The sequence below is a fragment of the Ectothiorhodospira lacustris genome, from assembly GCF_022227845.1.
Taxonomy (GTDB): Bacteria; Pseudomonadota; Gammaproteobacteria; order Ectothiorhodospirales; family Ectothiorhodospiraceae; genus Ectothiorhodospira; species Ectothiorhodospira lacustris.
Genome location: NZ_JAJNQN010000006.1, coordinates 11,612 through 33,100 on the forward strand (window position 1 = coordinate 11,612; position 21,489 = coordinate 33,100).

The window sequence follows — 21,489 nt, forward strand, 5'->3', positions numbered from 1 at the left end:
GAACGGAATCTTTGGGGGAATGATCGGGACTGTGGTTTTGGGCAACACTTTGATGTGTAAAGGAAAGCGACGATGGGGCCGGTAGGCTTTGGTTGAGCGGGCGCCCTGCGCGGGGGCATTGCGCCCCCGCGTCAACATCCAACACTATTGAGATTCAAAATAAATGTTGTAAGGGGAGTGAGGCAGGTTGTCATCTTCTTCCTCGCGGGGCAGGAAGAAGATACGGGAGCTTTGCACTTCAGTGCCCTGTACCCGGGTGGTGGCCAGAACCTCCATCTCCACCACCTGAGCCCGGTCCTTGGGATAGGTGAGATTGAAGGTGGCCAGACCATTCTCATCGGTGGTGACCACGCCGGGCAGGCTGGCAACCGATGACTCCGGCAGTAGCTTGCACCCTGCCTGGTAGGCCTGGAGATTGTCGGTGACCGCAGGCGAGGGCTCGGGGCCGTCGGCGGGTTCACACCGCTGGCGAATGGGGGCCAGTCCCAGGGTGACACCGACGCGGGAGGTGGTGGACCAGTCATCGTTGAGGTCCCGGGCCACGTTCCGGTTCGTATCCTCGTTGGCCAGGGTGTCCACCGGAATCAGGTCGCCTTCCAGGTCACGGAACCCGGTGCGGTAGCGGGTGGGCCAGGCTCGCAGGGAGACGTTTACATTTTCCAGGGCGCCGCCGTTGATGTCGGTGGCGATGACCGAGATGGGCAGCACGTAGGCGGTGTCGTTGTTGGTGGCACCAATGGTGTTGGAGAGGCCGATGGTGAGGGAGCCCGGCCGATTGGTCAGGGTGACGGTGGTCGTGGCGCACTTGTTGATGGAGGTGATGCAGCCGCGTACCCGCACGCCCTCGCCTGATGAAGCGGTGCCGCCCGCCAGGAAGCGCACGGAGGCGATGCCGTCTTCATCGGTATAGGCATAGGGACTGCTGAGGCTGGAACCCTGGCTGGGGCCATCGAACTCGAAGGTGATGAGTTCGCCCGGGGGCACGGGGATGTCGTTGGATTGACCGGGTAGATCACGGGTGGCCGTCAGGGTGATGTCGGCCGTGCTGGTGGAGCCCACGGCCAGGGTGGCCGGGCTGGCCTGGATGGCCACGTTGGTCTGGTCCGGGATCAGCGGGCTGTCATCGAAGGCAAAAAAGGTGGTGGTGGCCCGTTCGCCGGAACCGTCCTGTTTTTCCGCCGATAGGGTGATGCGGCCGCTGCTGAAGCCGGTAAGGGTGGCGGTGGCCGTGCCGCCGATGGCGGATACCACGGCCAGGTTGGTGCCGCCGTTGATGATGCCGGAGGTGGTGGCCAACTGCAGGTTGCCGGTATAGGCAGGGACCTGAACGACGATATCGACGGCTTCCGTCAATTCGAAGGCGTCTTCCTGTGACGGGGTGGAGAACTGTACGCCCGCCGCAACCACGGCAACGGGGATGTCCACGGTCAGTCCCAGGCCGGTGAGCCGCAGGGTGCCGGTGCCCAGGGTCTGGGCATCCAGTCTGAAGGTGGCCACGCCGTTGCTGTTGGTGACCACCGAGGCGGGACAGCCTGCGGGGCCGGCGGTGTTCACCCCGGCATCGGCAACCACTTGGGTGATGGACGGGGCGTCGATACAGAGGGTCTGATTACTGCCCGGGGCGCCGGCACCGGCGGTGGCGGTCACGGTGATGGTGTCCCGCTCTCCCTGCACCATCGACAGCTGGCTGGGACTGGCGGTGAGGCCGGGGCCGACGAACACAAAGCCGATGGAAGTGCTCAGGCTGGTGTTTTCCACCCTGGCGGTGACCACGGCGTTGCCGGCGAGGAGGTTTTGACTGCTGCGGAGACGGGCGGTCACCGTGCCGTCTTCCGCGGTGACGGCGCTGTCGACGACCAGGTTGTAACCCTGGCTGCCGGGCCGAGACCCGTCCGGGTCAACGGACATGACCACCGGCACGCCGCCCACGGGGAGGTTCCGGGCGTCCTTGACCAGGACGCTGATGTCGGCGAAGTCCGAGCCGTCGGCGTTGATCTGTACCTTGTTGTCGACGGCAAAGGCCTGGATGCTGTCGGCAATCGGAGTGCCGGGGCCCGGCTGATCATCGCCCGAGAATCCGCCGTTATCCCCCCCTCCGCAGGCGAACAGCAGTAACGCCGCCGCCAGAATGCCGCCGATTTTCACTCCTAGGATGTCTGAATGTCTGTTAATCATGTTCTGCCCTTGCCCAAGGAGGGGAACCCTCCTTGAAGCGACAATATTGAGACTGGTCGGCCATGCCCATGAACGGGGCTGCCCATCGCCTGGTTGTGCGCGCTATCCCGCCGTTCATCAACGATTCAACGTCGATTCCTCCACCACCTTCGGCGTCACGAATACCAGCAGTTCCGCCTTGTTCTCGGTCCGGCTACGCTGCCTGAAGAGCTGGCCGATGATCGGCAGATCACCCAGGAAGGGGGTCTTGCGCAGCTGGTCCAGGCTGGTGATCTCGTAGATGCCGCCCAGCACCACGGTTTCGCCGTTGCGGACGAAGACCTGGGTGTTCACTTCGCGGGTCTCGATGGAGGGGGTGCCGCGGACTTCGCGGGTGCCGGCATTGTCCTTGTTCACCCGGATGTTGAGAATGATGTTGCCGTTGGGGGTGATCTGGGGGGTCACTTCGGTGGACAGCACTGCGTCGATGAACTGGATGGCGGTGGCGCCGGAGGTGGTGGCCTCTTCATAGGGGATGCGCTCGCCCTGCTTGATCACGGCGGTCTGGCCGTTGGCGGTGATGACCCGGGGGGTGGAGACGATCTCGCCCCGGCCTTCCACCTGCAGGGCCGTCAGTTCCAGGTCCAGCAGTACGTCCGGGCGCAGGATGGACAGGCCGATGCTGCCGGCGGGGGAGGTGACGGGCATGTTCACGTTCAGCCGGTCGTTCAGGCTGGGGATGTCCACCGGGAAGGGGGAGCCGCTGGTGTTGAGGTTGTTGACGGCATCGCGGATGATGCCGTCCGCGGCGGCCAGGCCGCCGCCGGTGCCGTAGATGGTGTCGCCGTGCTGACGCACGCCGGTGACGCCGAAGCGTACGCCCAGGTCGCGGGCAAAGTCATCGGTGGCCACTACGATGCGGGTCTCGATCAGTACCTGCTGTACCGGGATGTCCAGGGTGTTGATCAGGCGGCGGATTTCCTGCAGCGTGTCGGCGGTGTCCTGAACCAGCAGGGTGTTGGTGCGGGAATCCACGGTGATGCTGCCTCGTTCCGACAGGAACCGGTTCTGATCGCCGCTGATGATGCCGGCCACATCCGCAGCCCGGGCGTAGTTCACCTGGATGAATTCGGCCCGTACCGGGGCCAGTTCGGCTGCCTGACGCTGGGATTCCAGTTCCAGTCGTTCGCGGGCGGCGATCTCTTCCGAGGGGGCCACGAAGAGGACGTTGCCGTTCTGGCGCAGGGCCAGTCCCTTGGTTTTCAGAATGATGTCCAGGGCCTGGTCCCAGGGCACGTTGCGCAGGCGCAGGGTGATGTTGCCGGTCACGGTGTCGCTGACCACCACGTTGAGGTCGGTGAAGTCGGCGATGAGCTGCAGCACGGAGCGCACTTCGATGTCCTGGAAATTGAGGGACAGGCGTTCGCCGGTGTAGACGAAGCGTTCACGCTCCAGGATTTCCCGCTGTTCCCGGGTGAGGGGTTTGACCTCCAGGGTGTAGCTGCCTTCGGCTTGATAGGAGAGGACGTCGTACTCGCCGGTGACGGCGACGCTGATACGGACCCGCTCGGATTCCAGCACGGCGTCGATGGTCTGTACCGGGGTGGCGAAGTCGGTCACGTCCAGACGCCGTTCCAGTCGTTCCGGCAGGTGGGTGCGATGGAAGGACAGTTCGATGCGGCCGTCCTGCTCGCGCACGTCCACCGGGGTGCGGGGATCGCTGAGGGCGATGATGACCCGGCCTTCACCCTCGGGGCCGCGGCGAAAATCCACGTTGGAGATACCGCGGGCCTGTCGGGCCGGTGACGGGGCTTCCCGGGTGGGTGCGGGCAGGCCGGATACCGCAGGTGGGGCGGCGGCCGTGGCCGGGGCGCCGGCGGGGGCCAGGGTGAGTACCAGGTCGTTACCGTCCCGGCGGGTGTCGTAGCTCATCATGCGCACCAGATTGAATACCACCCGGGTGCGGCCCGAGGCCTCCACGCTGTTGACGGACTGGGTCAGGCCCATGTTGATGGTCTGGCTGCGCTGGGGCAGGGCGTTGCGGGTCTCGGGAAAATCCAGGGCGATGCGGGCCGGATTGTCGATGGTGAAGCTCATGGGTTCCGGCGGCGGCGCGGTGAAACGCATGATGACCTGGAGTCGGTCGCCGGGCAGGGTGTTGTAGATGATCTGTTCCAGGGCGCGGGTCTGGGCGGCGGCGCTTTGCCAGCACAGGGCCAGCAGGCACAGGACCAGGAGGGCGAAGGGGCGCCCGGGGGACCGGGGGGCGGGTGCCGTCCGGGGCTGGGTGCGTCGCAAGGTTGCCGGTGTCATGCGTCTGTTCCTCGTTGCCTATTCTGTGAGCGCAATGGAGCCGCTGCGCTCCATATAGCCGCCGAATCCGTCCGGCACGATTTCTGTGATGTCGATGCCGCCGGGGCCGATCTGGTCGATGCGGCCGTGGTTCTGGCCCAGGTAGTTGCCTTCCGTTACCCGCTGGATGGTGCGTTCCGGGGTGCGGACCAGTGCCCACTGCATGCCGCCCTGTTCCAGGGTGCCCACCATGCGCAGGGTATCCAGGGGGAAGCGCTCCAGGTATTCGGGGGTGCGATCCACGTCGATGGTGATGCTGCCGGGGGTGCGGGTTGCGGTTTCGGCCGCGCGGGTGATGATCACGGCGCTGTCGAAGGGGTCGCGTTCGTGGCCCGGGTAGATGAAGACCTCGTGGGGGACGATCTCGGGAATGGGCTCGATGCGGCCGCCGGCGCGCTGTTTGGTCTGCTCTACATAGCGCTGCAGGTCCGAGAGGTCGCTGCCGCAGCCGGTCAGGCCCAGGGTGGTGACGGCCAGGAGGCCGGCCACAAGCGTGCCGGCGCGGCCTTGGGTGTGTCTGGGATCAGCCATCGGAACCTTCCAGGTAGCGATAAGTCTTGGCGGTGGCCTCAATGGTCAGCTGGTTGGTGCCCTGCTCGGGACGCAGGTTGATGTCGTGCAGGGTGACGATGCGAGGCAGGGAGGCGACGCCGCTGGTGAAGGTGGCCACCTGGTCATAGTTGCCTTTCATGCGCAGGCGGATGGGCTTTTCGGCGTAGAACCCGCGGCGGATCTCGTTTTCCGGGCGGAACAGGTCGATCTCCAGGCCGGATGAGAGGCCGGTCTGAGAGATATCCACCAACAGGTTGGGGATCTCGGTCTGGCTGGGCAGCTGGCGCAGCATGGTGCCGAAGCTGCGGCGCATTTCTTCCAACTGTGCCTTGTAGGCGTCCAGGTTGGCGGCGCGGCGCTGCTTGGTCTCGAACTGTTGGCGCAGCTGGATTTCCCGGGCCTCGGTTTGGCGGAGATTTTCGATCTGGCCTTTGGTGTCGAACCAGTAGCCGACGCCGAGCAGGGCGGCGGCCATGATCACCAGCACCAGAATCCGCGCCGGCATTGGTGCCGAGCCGATGGTCTTGAGGTCGATGTTGTTGAGGTCGTTGAGATCGAAGCTGCCCTTTTTCATCGGGATGCCTCCGTATTCTCGGTGCCGGGGGAGGCCTGGCGGACGGTGAGGCGGAAGTCACTCAGGCGCACGCCCCGTTCCTCACGGGTTTCGATCACCAGCAGGACCGGTTCGGCAAACCAGGGGGAGTCTTCCAGATTGCGCATGTAGGCGGAGACCCGGGCGTTGGATTCGGCCCGGCCGGTGACTTCCAGGTTGTTGTCGCGCTGGGTGACGCCGGTGAGGTGGGTGCCGCCCGGGAGGGTGTTGACCAGTTCGTCGAACAGCCGGACCACCAGCGGCCGGCTGGTTTGCAGTTCCTGGATGATGGTCATGCGGTCCACCAGGGCGCGGCGGGTGGCTTCCAGTTCCTGGATTTCGGCAATCTGCAGGTCCAGGAGACGAATCTCGTTCTGCAGGAAGTTGTTGCGCTGTTGTTGCTGCTGGATGAGGTTGTTGACCTGGACATGGGCCAGGAAGATCGCCACCAGGCAGGCCAGGCCCACCAGTGCGGCGATGACGGTAAATTCCTTTTGTTGTTCCTTGCGCCGTTGTTCTCGCCACGGGAGCAGGTTGATGCGGGACATCAGTCGAAACTCCTCATCGCAAGGCCGCAGGCGATCATGAGGGATGGGGCGTCCCTGCCCAGACGCTGCGGGTTGACGCGGGGGTGAAGGCTCATCCGGCTGAAGGGATTGCCCACCCGGGTGAGGGTGGCCAGCCGGGCTTCGATCTGTTCATCCACGCCGGGGATGGCGGCACAGCCGCCGGCCAGGATGATCTGGTCCACATGGGTATGGCTGCTGGCGGCATAGAAGAACTGCAGGAAGCGGGCGACCTGCTGGGACATGGTGTCTTTGAAGGGCTCCAGCACCTCGGGGACGTAGGTGTCGGGAAGGCCGCCTTCCTTCTTGCTGCGCCCCGCTTCCTCGTAGGACATGCCGAAGCGGCGCATGATGTCTTCGGTAAGCTGTTTGCCGCCGAAGCTCTGTTCCCGGGTGTAGATGATCTTCTGTTTGTGCAGGATGGTGATGGCCGTCATGGTGGCGCCCACGTCGATCACGGCGGCCAGGCCGTTGATGTCCATTTCCGGGGCCTGGGCGGCCAGGAGGGGGTAGGCGTGCTCGATGGCGTAGGCCTCCACGTCCACCACCTTGGGGGTCAGGCCCGCCAGTTCGGCGGCGGCCACCCGCATTTCTACGTTTTCGCTGCGGGAGGCGGAGAGCAGGACTTCCACCAGATCGGGATTTTTGGGCGCGGGGCCGATGACCTCGAAGTCCAGGTTGACCTCTTCCAGGGCGAAGGGGATGTACTGGTCGGCCTCGACCTGGATCTGCCCTTCCATTTCGTCATCCTTGAGATTGGCCGGCATGGTGATGACCTTGTTGATGACCGCCGAGGAAGGGACGGCCAGGGCGCAAAGCTTGTTGGTGCTGCCCAGGCGCCGGTAGGCGGATCTGACGGCCTGGCCCACGGCGTCCACGTCCTGGATGGTCTTTTCGACCACGGCGCTGCCCGCCAGGGGTTCGACGCTGTAGCCTTCCACCCGATAGCTGTTGCCTGAACGGGACAGTTCCACCATCTTCACGGAGGTGGAGCTGATGTCGATCCCGATCAGTGTGGGGCGTTTGCGGGCGAGTCCTATCACGGTGACCCCTTCAATTCATTGCGACACTTGGGTGGAGTGGCTTATAGTTTTTTCCAGATACTAGACCCAAGTTTTCGGAATTACTACCTTATGTCCCGCCGTTCATCCCTGTGGCGTGCGGTATTTCCGAAGAGTGGTTGCCTTCTCCCGATATCGGGCCGTGTTGTCGAGCCTGCAGGCATTTTCATGCGCTTCCTGATCAAATCCCTTGTCCTTGGCCTGATGGCCGTCTTCGGCGTGTTCACCCTGGGGGTGCTGTTCACGGCGGCTGCCTATGCCTATCTGGCACCGCAGATGCCGGATGTGGAGAGTCTGCGCGAGGTGCAGCTCCAGGTGCCGCTGCGAGTATACAGCCGTGATGGGTTGCTCATGGCGGAATACGGCGAGCAGCGCCGGGAGCCGATTGCCATCGACGATGTGCCCGAGCTGATGCGCCTGGCCTTTCTGGCGGCGGAGGACGACCGTTTCGAGACTCATCCCGGGGTGGATCATGTGGGTCTGATCCGGGCGGCGGTCAACCTGCTGACCACCGGTGAAAAGACTCAGGGGGGCAGTACCATCACCATGCAGGTGGCGCGTAACTTCTTCCTGGAGCGGGAAAAGACCTATACCCGCAAGCTGACGGAGATCTTCCTGGCCATCCGTATCGAGCGGGAGTTGAGCAAGGACGAGATCCTGGAGCTGTATCTGAACAAGATCTTCCTCGGGCAGCGGGCCTATGGGGTGCGGGCGGCGGCCCAGGTGTATTACGGGGTGGACGTGGATGCCCTGACCCTGGCCCAGATTGCGACGATTGCCGGCCTGCCGCAGGCCCCTTCGCGGGCCAACCCCGTCACCAATCCCGCCCGGGCCGTGGCGCGGCGCAATTATGTGCTGGGCAGGATGCATGAGCTGGGATACATCGATACCGCCGCGTTCGAGGCGGCCCGGCAGGCGCCGGAGACGGCCCGGCTGCATAACCCGGTGGTGCAGGTGGACGCGGCCCATGTGGCCGAGATGGTGCGAATGGACATGGTGGCCCGCTTCGGCGATGCGGCCTATACGGATGGGTATCGGGTGTATACCTCGCTGGACCCGGCCATGCAGGGGGCGGCCACCCGGGCCTTGCGGAAGGGGTTGATGGAGTACGACCTGCGCCATGGCTATCGCGGCCCCGAGGCGGAGATTGATTTGCGTCGGCATGAGACCGACGCGGCCCTGGATCGGGTGCTGGCGGATTATCCGCGGGTGGCCGGGCAGCTCTGGCCGGGCGTGGTGGTCGAGGCGAACGCCGAGCGGGCGACGGTCTACGTGGGGCGGGGGCAGCGGGTGACGCTGAACCGTGCTGCGGTGGAATGGGCGCGGCCCTACGTGAATGAGTCCACCCGGGGGCCGGCGCCCCGGGGGGTGTCGGACGTTGTGCGTCCCGGCCATGTGGTGCGTCTGCTGCGCGAGTCCGAGGACCGCTGGGTGTTGCGTCAGGTGCCGGCGGTGGAGGGGGCGCTGGTGGCCCTGGATGCCCGGGATGGGGCGTTGCTGGCCCTGGTGGGGGGCTATGATTTCTATCGCAGCAATTTCAATCGGGCCGTGCGGGCGGAGCGTCAGCCCGGTTCGGCCTTCAAGCCTTTCATTTATTCAGCGGCCCTGGGCCATGGCTTCTCTCCGGCCAGCGTGATCAATGACGCGCCCATCGTCATCGATGACGTGTCGTTGCAGGGGGAGTGGCGGCCGCGTAATTACAGTGGTCGCTTCTACGGGCCGACCCGGTTGCGGGAGGCCCTGGCCCATTCCCGCAATCTGGTGTCCATCCGGTTGCTGGATGAGGTGGGGGTGAATCGGGTACACGGTTATCTGGGCCGTTTCGGGTTGGATCCGGCGCGCCATCCCCGGTCGCTGTCCATGGCCCTGGGCAGTGGTTCGGTGACGCCGCTGGAGCTGACCCGTGCCTATGGGGTGTTCGCCAACGGCGGGTATCGGGTGGAGCCTTGGTTCATTGATCGGGTGGAGGACGCCGCGGGCGTGGTGGTGCTCCGCAGCGTGCCCCGCCGGGTCTGTGAGTCGCCCTGCAGGGCGCCGACGCTGCCGGATGATCAGGTGGCCAAGCTCGGGATGGACGGGCTGACATGGCCCTCCGGGGACGGCCCGGCCTTTCTGGCGGCGGAGCGGGCCATTCCGGCCTCCAATGCCTATCAGATGTACAGCATGATGCGCGACGTGGTGCAAAGCGGCACCGGCGGCCGTGCCCGTGCCCTGGGCCGGGAGGACGTGGCGGGCAAGACCGGGACCACCAATGAACTGCGGGATGGCTGGTTTGCGGGTTTCGGCGGCCATATCGTCAGTACCGCCTGGGTGGGCCTTGATCAGTACACGTCCCTGGGTCGGCGTGAGACCGGCGGTTCCACGGCCCTGCCCATCTGGGTGGATTTCATGGGGGAGGCCTTGAAGGGGCAGCCCCAGCGTCGTTGGTCCCAGCCTTCCGGCATGGTGAGTCTGCGGATTGATGCGGAAACCGGCGGCCGGGTGACCAGCCGGACCCAGCGCACGATCTTCGAGGCATTCACGCCGGAGCAGTTGCCGCCGGAGCTGCCCCGGGATGCGCCGGGTCCGATGGCGGATGAGCATACGCCGGAAAGTATCTTTTGAAGCTATCGGGAGGGCCGTCATGTCCACCAATGATCTTCGCGTGCGTCAGATGATTGCCGAGGAGGCGGCCCGCATTATCCTGGATGAAGGGGTGGTGGATTACCGCCTGGCCAAGCGCAAGGCAGCGGACCGGCTGGGGGCGGGGCAGACACGGAATCTCCCCAGAAACACGGAGATCGAGGAGGCGGTGATGGAGCGTCAGCGTCTGTTCGAGGACGACGAGTCACGGCTGCAGCTTCGACATCTGCGTCAGGTGGCGTTGAAGGCCATGCGGATGCTGGCGTCCTTCAATCCCCGTCTGGTGGGGCCGGTGCTGACGGGGATTGTCAATGGCCGGGATGAGCTGACCCTGCATGTGTTTGCGGACAGTCCGGAGGAGGTCATTTTCTTTCTGCAGGATCGGGGCGTGAGCTGGCGGGCGGACGAACGCCGGGTGCGGAGCGGACAGGGCCATGTGCTTTACCCCTGCATTGAGTTTGGTGCGGAGGGGGTGGATGTGGATGTGGTGGTGTTCCCGGTGGACGGGATCCGTCAGCCGCCCCCGAGTCCGGTGGACGGACGGCCGATGAAGCGGGCGGGGGTGAAGGAGGTGGAGCAGATGTTGGAGGGGTGAGGGTAGGCCCCTCACCCCGTCCTATCAGCCGGCGTGGTACTGCTTGCCTTCTTCGTGCACTGTTTCCACCAGGGCGGCGACATTTTCCGGATCGATCTTCGGATGGATGCCGTGGCCCAGGTTGAAGACGTGGCCGTTGCCGTGACCGAAGCCGGCCAGGACCTTTCTGGCTTCTTCGCGCACCTTGTCGGGGGAGGCGTACAACACGGCCGGGTCCAGGTTGCCCTGCAGGGCCACGCGGTCACCCACGCGCTTGCGGGCATCGCTGATGTTGACGGTCCAGTCCAGACCCAGGGCATCGCAGCCGGTGTCGGCCATGATTTCCAGCCACTGACCGCCGCCCTTGGTGAACAGCACCACGGGTACCTTGCGGCCTTCGGCTTCGCGGGTCACGCCTTCGACGATGCGCTGCATGTACTGCAGGGAGAACAGGCGGTAGTTCTCCGGGCTCAGGGAGCCGCCCCAGGTGTCGAATACCATCACGGCCTGGGCGCCGGCGGCGATCTGGGCGTTCAGGTAGGCCACGACGGTGTCGGCCAGTACGCTCAGCAGGTGGTGCAGGGTGTCGGGGTCGTCATACATCATGCCCTTGATGCGGGCGAATTCCTTGGAGGAACCGCCTTCCACCATGTAGGTGGCCAGGGTCCAGGGGCTGCCGGAGAAGCCGATCAGGGGCACGCGGCCGTCCAGTTCCTTGCGGATCAGGCGCACGGCGTCCATCACGTAGCGCAGCTTGTCTTCCGGGTCGGGCACGCCCAGGGCGCGGATGGCGGCGGCGTCCTGTACCGGGCGCTCGAAGCGGGGGCCTTCACCCTCGGAGAAGTAAAGGCCCAGGCCCATGGCGTCCGGGATGGTGAGGATGTCGGAGAACAGGATGGCGGCATCCAGGGGGAAGCGGTCCAGGGGCTGCATGGTGACTTCGCAGGCCAGCTCCGGGTTCTCGCACAGGTTCATGAAGCTGCCGGCCTTGGCCCGGGTGGCGCGATACTCCGGCAGGTAGCGGCCGGCCTGTCGCATGATCCAGATGGGGGTCGTGTCCACAGGCTCGCGCAGCAGGGCCCGCAGGAGTCGGTCATTTTTCAGTTGGCTCATGAGTTCTCGATGCACATGGGGTTAAACCCCCGATTATACGAAGGGTTGTCCGTGTACGTATATGGATGGAGGGGTGTTTACCCGGGCCAGGTCATGAAAACGGCCGATGTGCCGGTCTGAGTTGTCGCCATGTGCCGGCGGGGAGGCTCCCCCGGGTGCGGGGGCGTCCTGGGGGGAATGGCCTTCTTTTGGCCGTCACTCCCGCGAAGGCGGGAGTCCAGGGGTTTCGGGATGCCGCATGGATTCCCGCTTTCGCGGGAATGACGGTGGGTAGATGGTCGGCGTGGCCGTGGGGGGCTGTGGATTCCCGCCTTCGCGGGAATGACGTGTCTAGCGAGGGATGAGGTATTCAATGGCCCGGGAATGGTGTTCTTTTGGCCGTCACTCCCGCGGAAGCGGGAGTCCATGTTTTCAGGGGGCCGCCTGGATTCCCGCCTTCGCGGGAATGACGGTGGGTAAATAGCTGACGCAGCCGTAGATTCCCGCTTTCGCGGGAATGACGGGGGTAAATAGCCGACGTATCCGATGAGGAACGATGTACTCAGTGGCCCGGGAATGATTCAATGACCAAGGAGTGAGGCGGCGTCAGGACAGGCGGCTTTTGACCATCCCACTGACCGCGGCCATGTCGGCGCGGCCTTGCATGCGGGGCTTGAGCAGGTTCATGACCTTGCCCATGTCCCGGGCCGATTCGGCGCCGGATTCGGTCAGGGCGGCATCGATCATCTGCCGGATTTCATCGTCCGTCAGGGCCTGGGGCAGGTAGGCCTGGATCACCTCCAGCTCTGCCTGCTCCACCTGAACCAGATCGTCACGGCCGGCCTGCTGGTACTGGGTGATGGATTCGCGGCGTTGCTTCACCATCTTGTCCAGTATGGCCAGAACCTGGGTGTCGTCGAGTTCGGTGCGGCTGTCCACTTCCACCTGCTTGATGGCGGCCAGGATCAGACGCACCGTACCCAGACGGGACTTGTCGCCGCCGCGCATGGCGGCCTTCATGTCCTCGGTGATCCGAGGTTTGAGGGATGAGGTCGTCATGGGGCGAGAGGGACTCAGTACAGACGCTCGCGGCGGCTGATTTCCTTCGAAAGGCGCTTCATCTGACGCTTCACGGCAGCAGCAGCCTTGCGCTTGCGCACTTCCGTGGGCTTTTCATAGAACTCGCGACGGCGCACTTCGGTCAGTACACCGGCCTTTTCGCAGGTGCGCTTGAAGCGGCGCAGGGCGACCTCGAAGGGTTCGTTCTCTTTTACTCGCACGTGGGGCATAAAATCGTCACCGTCCGTCAATTCAGTTCACAGGTTCAGGGGCACAGCTACTCCACCTCCGGCGGAGAATCACGCATTATAGGATGGTGCGGATCAAAAACCAAAGCCCTGTGAGTGAAATGAGCCTGAAAAACCCTGTTGATGCCGAAAACGCCCTGTGTGTCCTGGGGATCGAGACCTCCTGCGATGAGACCGGGGTGGCGGTGTATGACACCCGTCGGGGGCTGCTGGCCCATGCCCTGCACAGTCAGGTGGCCCTGCATGCGGAGTATGGCGGGGTGGTGCCGGAACTGGCCTCCCGGGACCATGTGCGCCGGGTGTTGCCGCTGGTGCGCCGGGTGATGGGGGAGGCCGGGGTGACCGGTGAGGACCTGGACGGGGTGGCGTTCACCGCCGGGCCGGGGCTTTTGGGCGCGCTGCTGGTGGGGGCGTCGGTGGCCCGGAGCATGGCCTGGGGCTGGGGGGTCCCGGCGGTGGCCGTGCACCACATGGAGGGGCATCTGCTGGCACCTCTGCTGGAGGAACCGGCACCGGCGTTTCCCTTCGTGGCCCTGCTGGTGTCCGGCGGACACACAATGCTGGTGGATGTGCAGGGGATGGGCCGATACCGGATTCTGGGGGAAAGTCTGGATGATGCGGCGGGTGAGGCCTTTGACAAGACGGCCAAGTTGTTGGGTCTGGGGTATCCGGGTGGCCCGGCGCTGGCGCGGCTGGCGGAGCAGGGAGATCCGGGGCGGTTTCGTTTCCCCCGGCCGATGACGGACCGGCCGGGGTTGGCATTCAGTTTTTCCGGTCTGAAGACGCGAGCGTTGACCACGTTGCAGGATCCGTCCCGGGATGCCCGGCTGGAGGCGGACGTGGCGCGGGCTTTCGAGGATGCGGTGGTGGATACCCTGGTGATCAAGTGCCGGCGGGCGTTGCACGCGGTGGGTGCGCAGCGTCTGGTGGTGGCCGGTGGCGTGGGGGCCAATCGGCGTCTGCGGGCGGCGTTGGCGGAGATGGTGGCCGAGGAGGGTGGGCAGGCGTTCTATCCGCGCATCGAGTTCTGTACGGACAACGGGGCGATGATCGCCCTGGCCGGTGCGCTGCGTCTGGCCGCCGGGGCGCGTTGCGGGCTGGAGATCCCGGCCCGCGCCCGCTGGGGGATCGATGAGCTGGTGCCGGTGTAGCGCCTTCGGTCGCCCTGTGGGCGCGGCCTTTGGCCGCGAAGCATGGCATCCCCGGCCACCGCTGCCATTCGTCGGGCCTAGGGCTGCTTTTTCTGCCCGATCTTGGGTTCCGTCTTGTTCATGATGCGGCGGATGTTGCCGGCGTGCCGTACATAGATGAAGGCCATCATGAAGCAGGCCGCGATGGTGACCCAGGCATCGCCCATGATCAGGGCCACCCAAATGGGGGCCGAGGTGGCGGCGGCCAGGGCGCCGATGGATGAGGTGCGGGTGCCGGCGGTGGCCAGCAGCCAGATGACCAGGGTGCACAGGCCCACCGCCCAGTGCAGGCCCAGCAGTACGCCCAGCCCGGTGGCCACGCCCTTGCCGCCCTTGAACTGATGAAACACCGGGAACAGATGGCCGAGGAATGCGGCCAGGGCCACCAGCGCCAGGGCCAGCCCTGTCAGCCCCAGTGCCTGGGCGACCAAGACCGGGATCAGCCCCTTGAGAAGATCGCCCGCCAGGGTGATGATGGCCGCTTTTTTGCCGCCGGAGCGCAGTACGTTGGTGGCGCCGGGGTTGCCGGACCCCTGGGTGCGGGGGTCGGGCAGGCCCAGGAGCTTGCAGGTGATGATGGCGGTGGAGATGGAGCCGATCAGGTAGGCGGCGATGGTCAGTATGATGGGCAGCAGCATGGGGTGGAGTATCCTCGCCGGCCTGGTGGACCGTTCGGGCGGTTGGGTTTGCCGCGCATGATAACCGAGAAAGTGCCTTAAAGCCCCTCTCCCCTTGTGGGAGAGGGGTTGGGGTGAGGGGTGAACGGTTTTAATGTACTTGTTCCGGAGAGCTTTGAGTGACTGCCGCTTTGAAGACCTGTTCCCTGGGGGACGGCCCGGCGCTGACCCTGGTCCATGGCTGGGGCCTCAACGCCGGGGTCTGGGAGGATCTGGCTCGCGCCCTGGCCGATGATTTTCAGGTCCACCGCGTGGATCTGCCCGGCCATGGCGCCGCCGCCGATGAGACCCGACTGGGGGATCTGGATACCCTGGCGGATCGCCTGGCCGTCACCCTGCCGGACGCCGGGTCCACCCTGGTGGGTTGGTCCCTGGGCGCCCTGGTGGCCTTGCAGGCCGCGGCGCGCCATCCGCAACGGGTTCACCGGGTCATCCTGGTGGCCGGCACGCCGCGCTTCGTGCAGGCCCCGGACTGGCCCCATGCCATGCGCCTGCCGATCCTGGATGCCTTTGCCCAGGGGTTGGCGGCCCAGTATCAGGTGACGCTGAACCGCTTTCTGGCCCTGCAGTTTCATGGCCTGCCCGATGCCCAGGCGACGCTGAAGACCCTGCGTGGCCGTCTGCTGGACAGCCCGCCCACGCCCAAGGCCCTGACCGAGGGGCTGGGACTGTTGCGGGACATGGACCTGCGCCCGACCCTGGCCGCCCTCCCATGTCCGGTGCATGCCGTGTTCGGCGAGTACGATACCCTGGTGCCCGCCGCCGCCGAGACGTCGTTCCGGGCGCTGCGGCCGACCATGCGCACCGCCGTGATCGAGGGCGCCGGCCATGCCCCGTTTCTGTCTCGACCGGCCGAATTCGAGGCCATTCTCCGGAGTTTTATGCATGACTGATCTCACCCGTTACCGCGTGGACAAGCAGCGGGTGCGCGCCACCTTTGACCGGGCCGCGACATCCTATGACGAAGCGGCCGTGCTGCAGAAGGAGGTCTGTGCCCGGTTGCTGGAGCGGCTGGAGTGGATCCGGCTGCAGCCGACGCGGGTGCTGGATGCGGGCACGGGAACGGGGCAGGGGCTGCACGGACTGCGTCGGCGTTATCGGGGTGCGCGGGTGGTGGGGCTGGATCTGTCGCCATCCATGCTGCAGCAGGTGAGAAAGGGCAGTGGTTGGTGGCGGCGGCCGGGCCTGGTGTGTGCCGATGTGGAGGCGTTGCCGTTTGCCGATGCCGGTTTTGATCTGATCTTTTCCAGTCTGACGATTCAGTGGTGCAATGATCTGGAGCGGACCTTTGCCGGGTTCCGGCGGGTGCTGGCCCCCGGCGGGCTGCTGATGTTCACGACCCTGGGGCCGGATACCCTCCATGAGCTGCGCTCGGCCTGGGAGGCGGTGGATGGCCATGCCCATGTGAACGCGTTTCTGGACATGCATGACGTGGGGGATGCTCTGGTGCGGGCCGGGTTTGCGGACCCGGTGATGGATGTGGAGCGGATCACGGTGACCTATCCGCAGATGCGGCGTTTGATGCGGGATCTGCAGGCGATCGGGGCCACCAATGCCTTGCTGGGGCGGGGGCGGGGATTGACCACGCCATCGCGATTGCGGGCGGCGGAGGCGGCCTACGAGTCGTTCCGGACTGCGGAAGGGGTGTTGCCGGCCACCTATGAGGTGGTCTACGGGCATGCCTGGGTGACGGCCGCGCCGGCGCCCAGTCCGATGCCGGCGCGGGGGGTGATCCCGATTGCCCCGGGCTGATCAATCTTCCTGTTGCCCCTATCAATTCCATTGAGTCGAACCCTTTAATTCCTTGGGTTATAGTCGGATATGATGACCGCGGAGCCGACGATCGCCGGTTCGCAAAATTCCAGGGAAGGGTCTATACCCTTTATTAAAAAAAGGAAGACTCCAGAGACCTCGCCATGGCACAGACCTCCTCCGCCGACGCCGACCGCAGTCGTACCCAGGTCGCGCCTTCCGAGCAGTACAACTACGAAATCGTCAAGAAATTCACCATCATGACCCTCGTCTGGGGCGTGCTTGGCATGGGGGTGGGGGTGTGGATCGCCTCTCAGCTCGCCTTTCCCTTCCTGAACTTCGATATCCCGCAGATCACCTACGGCCGTTTCCGGCCGGTGCACACCACCCTGGTGATCTTCGGCTTCGGCGGCAACGCCCTCTTTGCCACGTCCTACTACATCGTGCAGCGAACCTGCCAGACCCGCCTGTTCGGGCCGAAGCTGGCGGAATTCACCTTCTGGGGCTGGAACCTGGCGGTGGCGCTGGGGGCGATCACCTACATGCTGGGCTACACTCAGGGACGGGAGTACGCCGAGTTCACCTGGCAGATCGATCTGCTCATCACCGTGGTCTGGGTGGCCTATTTCCTGGTCTATCTGATGACCCTGCTGCGCCGGACCCAGCCCCACATCTACGTGGCCAACTGGTTCTTCATGGCCTTCATCCTGGCCACGGCCATCCTGCACATCTTCAATAACCTGGCGATCCCGGTGAGCCTGTTCAGCCTGGAGTCCTATTCCCTGTTCTCCGGGGTGCAGGATGCCATGACCCAGTGGTGGTACGGCCATAACGCGGTGGGCTTCTTCCTGACCGCCGCCTTCCTGGGGATGATGTACTACTTCGTGCCCAAGCAGGCGGGTCGGCCCATCTATTCCTACCGGCTGTCCATCGTCCACTTCTGGGCTTTGGTGTTCCTGTACATGTGGGTGGGTGCCCACCACCTGCACTGGACGGCCCTGCCGGACTGGGTCTCCACCCTGGCGGCCACCTTCTCCATCCTGTTGCTGCTGCCCTCCTGGGGCGGGATGATCAACGGGATCATGACCCTCTCCGGGGCCTGGCACAAACTGCGCACCGATCCCATCATGCTGTTCCTGATCACTTCCCTGTCCTTTTACGGCATGGCCACCTTCGAAGGACCGATGATGTCGCTCAAGAGCGTGAATGCCCTGTCCCATTACACCGACTGGACCGTGGGACATGTGCATTCCGGGACCCTGGGCTGGGTGGCCATGATCACCTTCGGTTCCATGTATCACCTGATCCCGCGGCTGTGGGATACCCGGCTCTACAGCGTCCGCCTGGTGTACGTGCACTTCTTCCTGGCCACCATCGGCATCGTGCTCTACATCACCGCCATGTGGGTGGCGGGGATCGGGCAGGGCCTGATGCTGCGGGCCTTCGATGAGTTCGGCAATCTCTCCTATACCTTCATCGAGACGGTGGTGTTCCTGCATCAGCCCTATGTGGTTCGTGCCCTGGGGGGCGGGTTCTTCCTGGCCGGGATGCTGCTGATGGCCTACAACATCTACAAGACCATCGAACCGGTGCGTCGGGGGGCGGCTCGGCAGGCCGCGTCCGGCCGGGCCGACACGACGGCATCTGCTTCGCGGGCCTGACGGGGGAACTGCACCGCCATGAAACACGAAACCATAGAAACCAATGCCGGCCTGCTGATCGCCCTGACCCTGGTGGTGATCAGCATCGGGGGGCTGGTGGAGATCGTGCCCCTGTTCTACATCGACGATACCGTGGAGGAGGTGGAAGGGGTGCGTCCCTATACCCCGCTGGAACTGCGGGGCCGGGATCTTTACGTGCGTGAAGGGTGTTACACCTGCCATTCCCAGATGATCCGACCGTTCCGGGACGAGATGCTGCGTTACGGGCATTATTCCCTGGCGGCGGAATCCATGTATGACCATCCCTTCCAGTGGGGCTCCAAGCGCACCGGACCGGATCTGGCCCGGGTGGGGGGCAAGTATTCCAACGACTGGCACGTCCGCCACCTGATCGAGCCTCGTGCCGTGGTGCCCGAGTCCATCATGCCCGGCTATCCCTGGCTGGCGCGGCGGGATCTGCGCTATGGCGACATTGAGCAGCGCATGCGCGCCCTGCGCATCGCCGGGGTACCCTATTCCCTGACCGAGGAGGAGTTTGCCGCCAATGTGGAACGCTTCGGCGAGGAGACGGCACGGCAACTGGACATTACCCGCGCCCGGGAGAACCTGGAGGCCCAGGCCCGGCGCGGAAACTACGATGGGGACCCCTCCCGGATCACGGAGATGGATGCCATGGTGGCCTATCTGCAGATGTTGGGGACCCTGGTGGACTTCACCCGGTATGACGAAGGGTACTTCGTGGAATTCAGGTAGTTTTGATGTGGGAGGTTCTTATGGATCTCTGGTCTTGGATCACGGATCTCAATAACAGCAAGATGGTGGCCCTGCTGCTGTTTTTCAGCACCTTCGTCGGCATCCTGATTTATCTGTTTTCCAGCCGCAAGCGGTCGGAGCGGCTGGAGTCCTACCGGTACATTCCCTTTGACGACGATGAGCCGGATCAAAAGCACCAAGACGAGAAACAGTCATGAACGAACCCGGACACGAGCAGCAGTCGGCCTCCGGCAAGCCGGGGGGTGTGAAAACCACCGGCCACGTCTGGGACGATGACCTGCGCGAGTACAACAACCCTTTGCCGCGCTGGTGGCTGTGGAGCTTCTACGCCACGGTGGTGTTTTCCCTGATCTACTGGCTGCTGTACCCCGCCTGGCCCATCGCCGGGACCTATACCAAGGGGATTTCCTGGATCAATTACGAGGTGGAGGGTGAGCCCCAGCGTAGCCACTGGAACAGCCGGGCGCTGCTGGTGCGGGAGATGCAGACCAGTGATGCGGCGGTGCGTCAGCGGGAGTTTCTGCAGGTGATCGCGGCGGCGGACCATGACACGGTGCTGTCCGATACGGACATGCTGGCGTTCGTGAATTCCTATGCCCGGGGGATTTTCGGTGACTTCTGCGCCGCCTGTCATCAGACCGGGGGCGCGGGCATCATCGGTCTGTATCCGAACCTGGCGGACGACAACTGGCACTGGGGCGGTACCATCCAGGCCATCGAACAGACCATCACCCGGGGACGTATGGGTTACATGCCCCCTTACCGCGAAACCTTCGATGACCAGCAGGCCGATGCGGTGGCCGCCTATGTGCTGAGCCTGGCCGGACACGAGGGCGGGGATCCGGAGCAGGTGAGCCTGGGCGGGTCCATCTACCAGGGTTACGAGGGCGGCTGTTATGCCTGTCATGGCCGCGAGGGGCTGGGGCTCAAGTCTCAGGGGGCGCCGAATCTGACCAACGACATCTGGCAGAACATCGATGTGACGGGTGCGCAAAGCCATGCCGAGCGTCAGGCCCTGGTTCGGGACCTGATCCTGCGCGGGGTGCAGCGGGAGATGCCCGCCTTCGGTGATCGGCTTTCCCCGGCGGAGATCCGGGTGCTGGCCACCTATGTGCATCAACTGGGTGGGGGGCTTTAACCGCAGTATGGAGATTGAATGTCCGAGCAATACCAGGCCCGTATTCCCATCTATCCCCGCAGCGTCAAGGGCCGTTTTCGCAACCTGAAATGGGCCGTTCTGGCTCTGGCCTACGGGGTGTTCTTCTTGTTGCCCTGGGTCCGCTGGGAACGGGCATTCGGGCCTGACCAGGCGGTGCTGTTCGATATCCCCGGCCGGCGTTTTTATCTCTTCGACCTGCTGGTCCATCCCCAGGATATCTTCTGGCTGGCGGCGGTGCTCATCATCCTGGCCCTGCTGCTGTTCATGGTCACCGGGCTGGCAGGGCGGGTTTTCTGCGGCTATTTCTGCTTTCAGACCCTGTGGACCGATGTGTTCATGGCCATCGAGCGGGGCATCCAGGGTGACCGCGGCGCTCGCATGCGCCTGGACCGGTCGGGCTGGACTGTCCGGCGATTCCTGAAAAAGGGCGCGACCCATGCCGCCTGGCTGGGGGTGGCCTTTCTCACCGGGCTGACCTTCACCCTCTACTGGGCCGATGCGCCCGCCCTGACGGCGGCCTTCTTTGCCGGACAGGCGCCCTTTGCCGCTTACGTGACCACCGGGTTTCTCACCTTGACCACCTGGCTGCTGGCCGGGGTGCTGAGGGAGCAGGTCTGTACCTACATGTGCCCCTATGCCCGGTTCCAGAGTGTGATGTTCGACCGGGATACCCTCATCATTTCCTATGACCGCGACCGTGGGGAGGGGACCGCGGGGCGGGCCACCCTGCGGGCCGGGGGGCGTGACCTGACGACGCGCCGGGCCGCCGGGGTCGGTGACTGCATCGACTGCGATTACTGTGTACAGGTGTGTCCGGTGGGTATCGATATCCGTGACGGTCTGCAGTACCAGTGCATCCACTGTGGCCTGTGCGTGGACGCCTGTGATGCGGTGATGGATCGCCTCAAGTGGCCTAGGGGGTTGGTGCGGTATACCTCCGAGCATGCCCTGGAGGGCCGCAAGACCCGGTGGCTCAAGCCCAAGACCCTGGGTTACGGGTTGCCGCTGTTGCTGATCACGGCGCTCCTGGTCTGGGGGGTGGCCCATCAGGCACCGCTGGATGCCTCGGTGAATCAGGTCCGTCAGCCGCTGTTTGTGCGTCTGTCGGATGGTTCGATCCAGAACAGTTACGAGATCAAGGTGAACAACAAGACCCAGCACCCCATGACTCTGGAGGTGCGGGTGTCGGGGCTGGACGGGGCGGTGCTGGACATGGGGCGGATCGAGCGAGTGACGCTGATGCCGGAGCATCGGACCACATTGCTGGCCCGGGTGCGTTATCAGGCCCCGACGGGGGCGGCGCGCCGGCAGGTACTGGTGTTTGAGCTGGTGCCGGTGATGCCGGAGGGGCTGGAGCCGGTGCTGGTGGGATCGCAGTTCATACTGAGATAGGTTTTAACCGGA

General features: G+C 64.7%; 20 protein-coding genes. 10 read left to right on the forward strand and 10 right to left on the reverse strand.

The genetic code is table 11. The features are described from left to right. Positions 1-144: 144 nt before the first annotated feature. The 6 genes from LQ956_RS06075 to LQ956_RS06100 form a co-directional block, all read right to left on the reverse strand. Positions 145-2,145: an invasin domain 3-containing protein gene (locus LQ956_RS06075; protein WP_238629396.1), complete on the reverse strand. Its 2,001-nt coding sequence runs from the start codon at positions 2,143-2,145 to the stop codon at positions 145-147. A 147-nt stretch (positions 2,146-2,292) separates the two neighbouring features. Next, positions 2,293-4,467: a type IV pilus secretin PilQ gene (locus tag LQ956_RS06080; protein ID WP_238623216.1), complete on the reverse strand. Its 2,175-nt coding sequence runs from the start codon at positions 4,465-4,467 to the stop codon at positions 2,293-2,295. An 18-nt stretch (positions 4,468-4,485) separates the two neighbouring features. Next, positions 4,486-5,037, reverse strand: a complete 552-nt coding sequence (locus LQ956_RS06085; RefSeq protein WP_238629397.1) for a pilus assembly protein PilP — start codon at positions 5,035-5,037, stop codon at positions 4,486-4,488. After that, on the reverse strand, positions 5,030-5,632 hold the full coding sequence (locus tag LQ956_RS06090) for a type IV pilus inner membrane component PilO (RefSeq protein ID WP_238623218.1): 603 nt from the start codon (positions 5,630-5,632) through the stop codon (positions 5,030-5,032). The genes LQ956_RS06085 and LQ956_RS06090 overlap by 8 nt, the downstream gene beginning before the upstream one ends. Further along, positions 5,629-6,198: a PilN domain-containing protein gene (locus LQ956_RS06095; protein WP_238623219.1), complete on the reverse strand. Its 570-nt coding sequence runs from the start codon at positions 6,196-6,198 to the stop codon at positions 5,629-5,631. Before LQ956_RS06095 ends, LQ956_RS06090 begins: the two co-directional genes overlap by 4 nt. Then, on the reverse strand, positions 6,198-7,259 hold the full coding sequence (locus LQ956_RS06100) for a type IV pilus assembly protein PilM (RefSeq protein ID WP_238629398.1): 1,062 nt from the start codon (positions 7,257-7,259) through the stop codon (positions 6,198-6,200). Before LQ956_RS06100 ends, LQ956_RS06095 begins: the two co-directional genes overlap by 1 nt. 186 nt (positions 7,260-7,445) lie before the next feature. Here LQ956_RS06100 and LQ956_RS06105 point away from each other — a divergent pair, with 186 nt between their 5' ends. Both LQ956_RS06105 and LQ956_RS06110 read left to right on the forward strand, forming a co-directional pair. Continuing rightward, the gene (locus LQ956_RS06105; protein WP_238623221.1) at positions 7,446-9,881 is read left to right on the forward strand and encodes a penicillin-binding protein 1A; all 2,436 of its coding nucleotides are present in this window, start codon (positions 7,446-7,448) and stop codon (positions 9,879-9,881) included. A gap of 19 nt (positions 9,882-9,900) precedes the next feature. Continuing rightward, complete coding sequence (locus LQ956_RS06110; RefSeq protein WP_238623222.1) at positions 9,901-10,494, forward strand: hypothetical protein; 594 nt, start codon at positions 9,901-9,903, stop codon at positions 10,492-10,494. Between the two features lie 24 nt (positions 10,495-10,518). Here LQ956_RS06110 and hemE read toward each other — a convergent pair whose 3' ends face one another. From hemE to rpsU, 3 genes are all read right to left on the reverse strand, one after another. After that, a complete protein-coding gene (hemE, locus tag LQ956_RS06115; RefSeq protein WP_238623223.1) occupies positions 10,519-11,586 on the reverse strand; it encodes a uroporphyrinogen decarboxylase in 1,068 nt (355 codons plus the stop codon). Between the two features lie 585 nt (positions 11,587-12,171). After that, positions 12,172-12,624 carry a GatB/YqeY domain-containing protein gene (locus LQ956_RS06120; protein WP_238629399.1) on the reverse strand — a complete coding sequence of 151 codons (453 nt, stop codon included), beginning with the start codon at positions 12,622-12,624 and terminating at the stop codon, positions 12,172-12,174. A 14-nt stretch (positions 12,625-12,638) separates the two neighbouring features. Next, complete coding sequence (gene rpsU, locus LQ956_RS06125; RefSeq protein WP_008931893.1) at positions 12,639-12,854, reverse strand: 30S ribosomal protein S21; 216 nt, start codon at positions 12,852-12,854, stop codon at positions 12,639-12,641. A gap of 155 nt (positions 12,855-13,009) precedes the next feature. Between rpsU and tsaD the strand changes: the two genes are divergently transcribed. Continuing rightward, entirely contained in the window at positions 13,010-14,023 is a 1,014-nt protein-coding gene (gene tsaD, locus LQ956_RS06130) for a tRNA (adenosine(37)-N6)-threonylcarbamoyltransferase complex transferase subunit TsaD (protein ID WP_238629478.1), read from the forward strand. Between the two features lie 77 nt (positions 14,024-14,100). On the opposite strand, the gene plsY is transcribed toward tsaD, so the two are convergent. After that, positions 14,101-14,700 (reverse strand): glycerol-3-phosphate 1-O-acyltransferase PlsY, encoded by a 600-nt coding sequence (gene plsY, locus LQ956_RS06135; protein ID WP_238629400.1) that lies wholly within the window; start codon positions 14,698-14,700, stop codon positions 14,101-14,103. A gap of 158 nt (positions 14,701-14,858) precedes the next feature. Between plsY and bioH the strand changes: the two genes are divergently transcribed. The 7 genes from bioH (at position 14,859) to ccoG (ending at position 21,477) form a co-directional block, all read left to right on the forward strand. Then, positions 14,859-15,632 carry a pimeloyl-ACP methyl ester esterase BioH gene (bioH, locus tag LQ956_RS06140; RefSeq protein WP_238621768.1) on the forward strand — a complete coding sequence of 258 codons (774 nt, stop codon included), beginning with the start codon at positions 14,859-14,861 and terminating at the stop codon, positions 15,630-15,632. Continuing rightward, positions 15,625-16,491: a malonyl-ACP O-methyltransferase BioC gene (bioC, locus tag LQ956_RS06145; protein ID WP_238621767.1), complete on the forward strand. Its 867-nt coding sequence runs from the start codon at positions 15,625-15,627 to the stop codon at positions 16,489-16,491. The genes bioH and bioC overlap by 8 nt, the downstream gene beginning before the upstream one ends. Before the next feature lie 164 nt (positions 16,492-16,655). Then, positions 16,656-18,152 carry a cytochrome-c oxidase, cbb3-type subunit I gene (ccoN, locus tag LQ956_RS06150; RefSeq protein ID WP_238621766.1) on the forward strand — a complete coding sequence of 499 codons (1,497 nt, stop codon included), beginning with the start codon at positions 16,656-16,658 and terminating at the stop codon, positions 18,150-18,152. An 18-nt stretch (positions 18,153-18,170) separates the two neighbouring features. Next, positions 18,171-18,905, forward strand: a complete 735-nt coding sequence (gene ccoO / locus LQ956_RS06155; RefSeq protein ID WP_238629401.1) for a cytochrome-c oxidase, cbb3-type subunit II — start codon at positions 18,171-18,173, stop codon at positions 18,903-18,905. A gap of 20 nt (positions 18,906-18,925) precedes the next feature. Beyond that, complete coding sequence (locus tag LQ956_RS06160) at positions 18,926-19,123, forward strand: cbb3-type cytochrome oxidase subunit 3 (protein WP_238621764.1); 198 nt, start codon at positions 18,926-18,928, stop codon at positions 19,121-19,123. Beyond that, positions 19,120-20,064 carry a cytochrome-c oxidase, cbb3-type subunit III gene (gene ccoP, locus LQ956_RS06165; RefSeq protein ID WP_238621763.1) on the forward strand — a complete coding sequence of 315 codons (945 nt, stop codon included), beginning with the start codon at positions 19,120-19,122 and terminating at the stop codon, positions 20,062-20,064. Before LQ956_RS06160 ends, ccoP begins: the two co-directional genes overlap by 4 nt. 18 nt (positions 20,065-20,082) lie before the next feature. Next, the gene (ccoG, locus tag LQ956_RS06170; RefSeq protein ID WP_238621762.1) at positions 20,083-21,477 is read left to right on the forward strand and encodes a cytochrome c oxidase accessory protein CcoG; all 1,395 of its coding nucleotides are present in this window, start codon (positions 20,083-20,085) and stop codon (positions 21,475-21,477) included. The last annotated feature ends 12 nt before the right edge of the window (positions 21,478-21,489 follow it).

What these genes read in the sequence shown, in the direction of transcription:
- LQ956_RS06080 (WP_238623216.1), bottom strand. Translation starts at nt 4,467, where the DNA reads ATGACACCGGCAACCTTGCGACGCACCCAGCCCCGGACGGCACCCGCC.
- LQ956_RS06085 (WP_238629397.1), bottom strand. Translation starts at nt 5,037, where the DNA reads ATGGCTGATCCCAGACACACCCAAGGCCGCGCCGGCACGCTTGTGGCC.
- LQ956_RS06090 (WP_238623218.1), bottom strand. Translation starts at nt 5,632, where the DNA reads ATGAAAAAGGGCAGCTTCGATCTCAACGACCTCAACAACATCGACCTC.
- LQ956_RS06095 (WP_238623219.1), bottom strand. Translation starts at nt 6,198, where the DNA reads ATGTCCCGCATCAACCTGCTCCCGTGGCGAGAACAACGGCGCAAGGAA.
- LQ956_RS06105 (WP_238623221.1), top strand. Translation starts at nt 7,446, where the DNA reads ATGCGCTTCCTGATCAAATCCCTTGTCCTTGGCCTGATGGCCGTCTTC.
- LQ956_RS06110 (WP_238623222.1), top strand. Translation starts at nt 9,901, where the DNA reads ATGTCCACCAATGATCTTCGCGTGCGTCAGATGATTGCCGAGGAGGCG.
- hemE (WP_238623223.1), bottom strand. Translation starts at nt 11,586, where the DNA reads ATGAGCCAACTGAAAAATGACCGACTCCTGCGGGCCCTGCTGCGCGAG.
- LQ956_RS06120 (WP_238629399.1), bottom strand. Translation starts at nt 12,624, where the DNA reads ATGACGACCTCATCCCTCAAACCTCGGATCACCGAGGACATGAAGGCC.
- rpsU (WP_008931893.1), bottom strand. Translation starts at nt 12,854, where the DNA reads ATGCCCCACGTGCGAGTAAAAGAGAACGAACCCTTCGAGGTCGCCCTG.
- plsY (WP_238629400.1), bottom strand. Translation starts at nt 14,700, where the DNA reads ATGCTGCTGCCCATCATACTGACCATCGCCGCCTACCTGATCGGCTCC.
- bioC (WP_238621767.1), top strand. Translation starts at nt 15,625, where the DNA reads ATGACTGATCTCACCCGTTACCGCGTGGACAAGCAGCGGGTGCGCGCC.
- ccoN (WP_238621766.1), top strand. Translation starts at nt 16,656, where the DNA reads ATGGCACAGACCTCCTCCGCCGACGCCGACCGCAGTCGTACCCAGGTC.
- ccoO (WP_238629401.1), top strand. Translation starts at nt 18,171, where the DNA reads ATGAAACACGAAACCATAGAAACCAATGCCGGCCTGCTGATCGCCCTG.
- LQ956_RS06160 (WP_238621764.1), top strand. Translation starts at nt 18,926, where the DNA reads ATGGATCTCTGGTCTTGGATCACGGATCTCAATAACAGCAAGATGGTG.
- ccoP (WP_238621763.1), top strand. Translation starts at nt 19,120, where the DNA reads ATGAACGAACCCGGACACGAGCAGCAGTCGGCCTCCGGCAAGCCGGGG.
- ccoG (WP_238621762.1), top strand. Translation starts at nt 20,083, where the DNA reads ATGTCCGAGCAATACCAGGCCCGTATTCCCATCTATCCCCGCAGCGTC.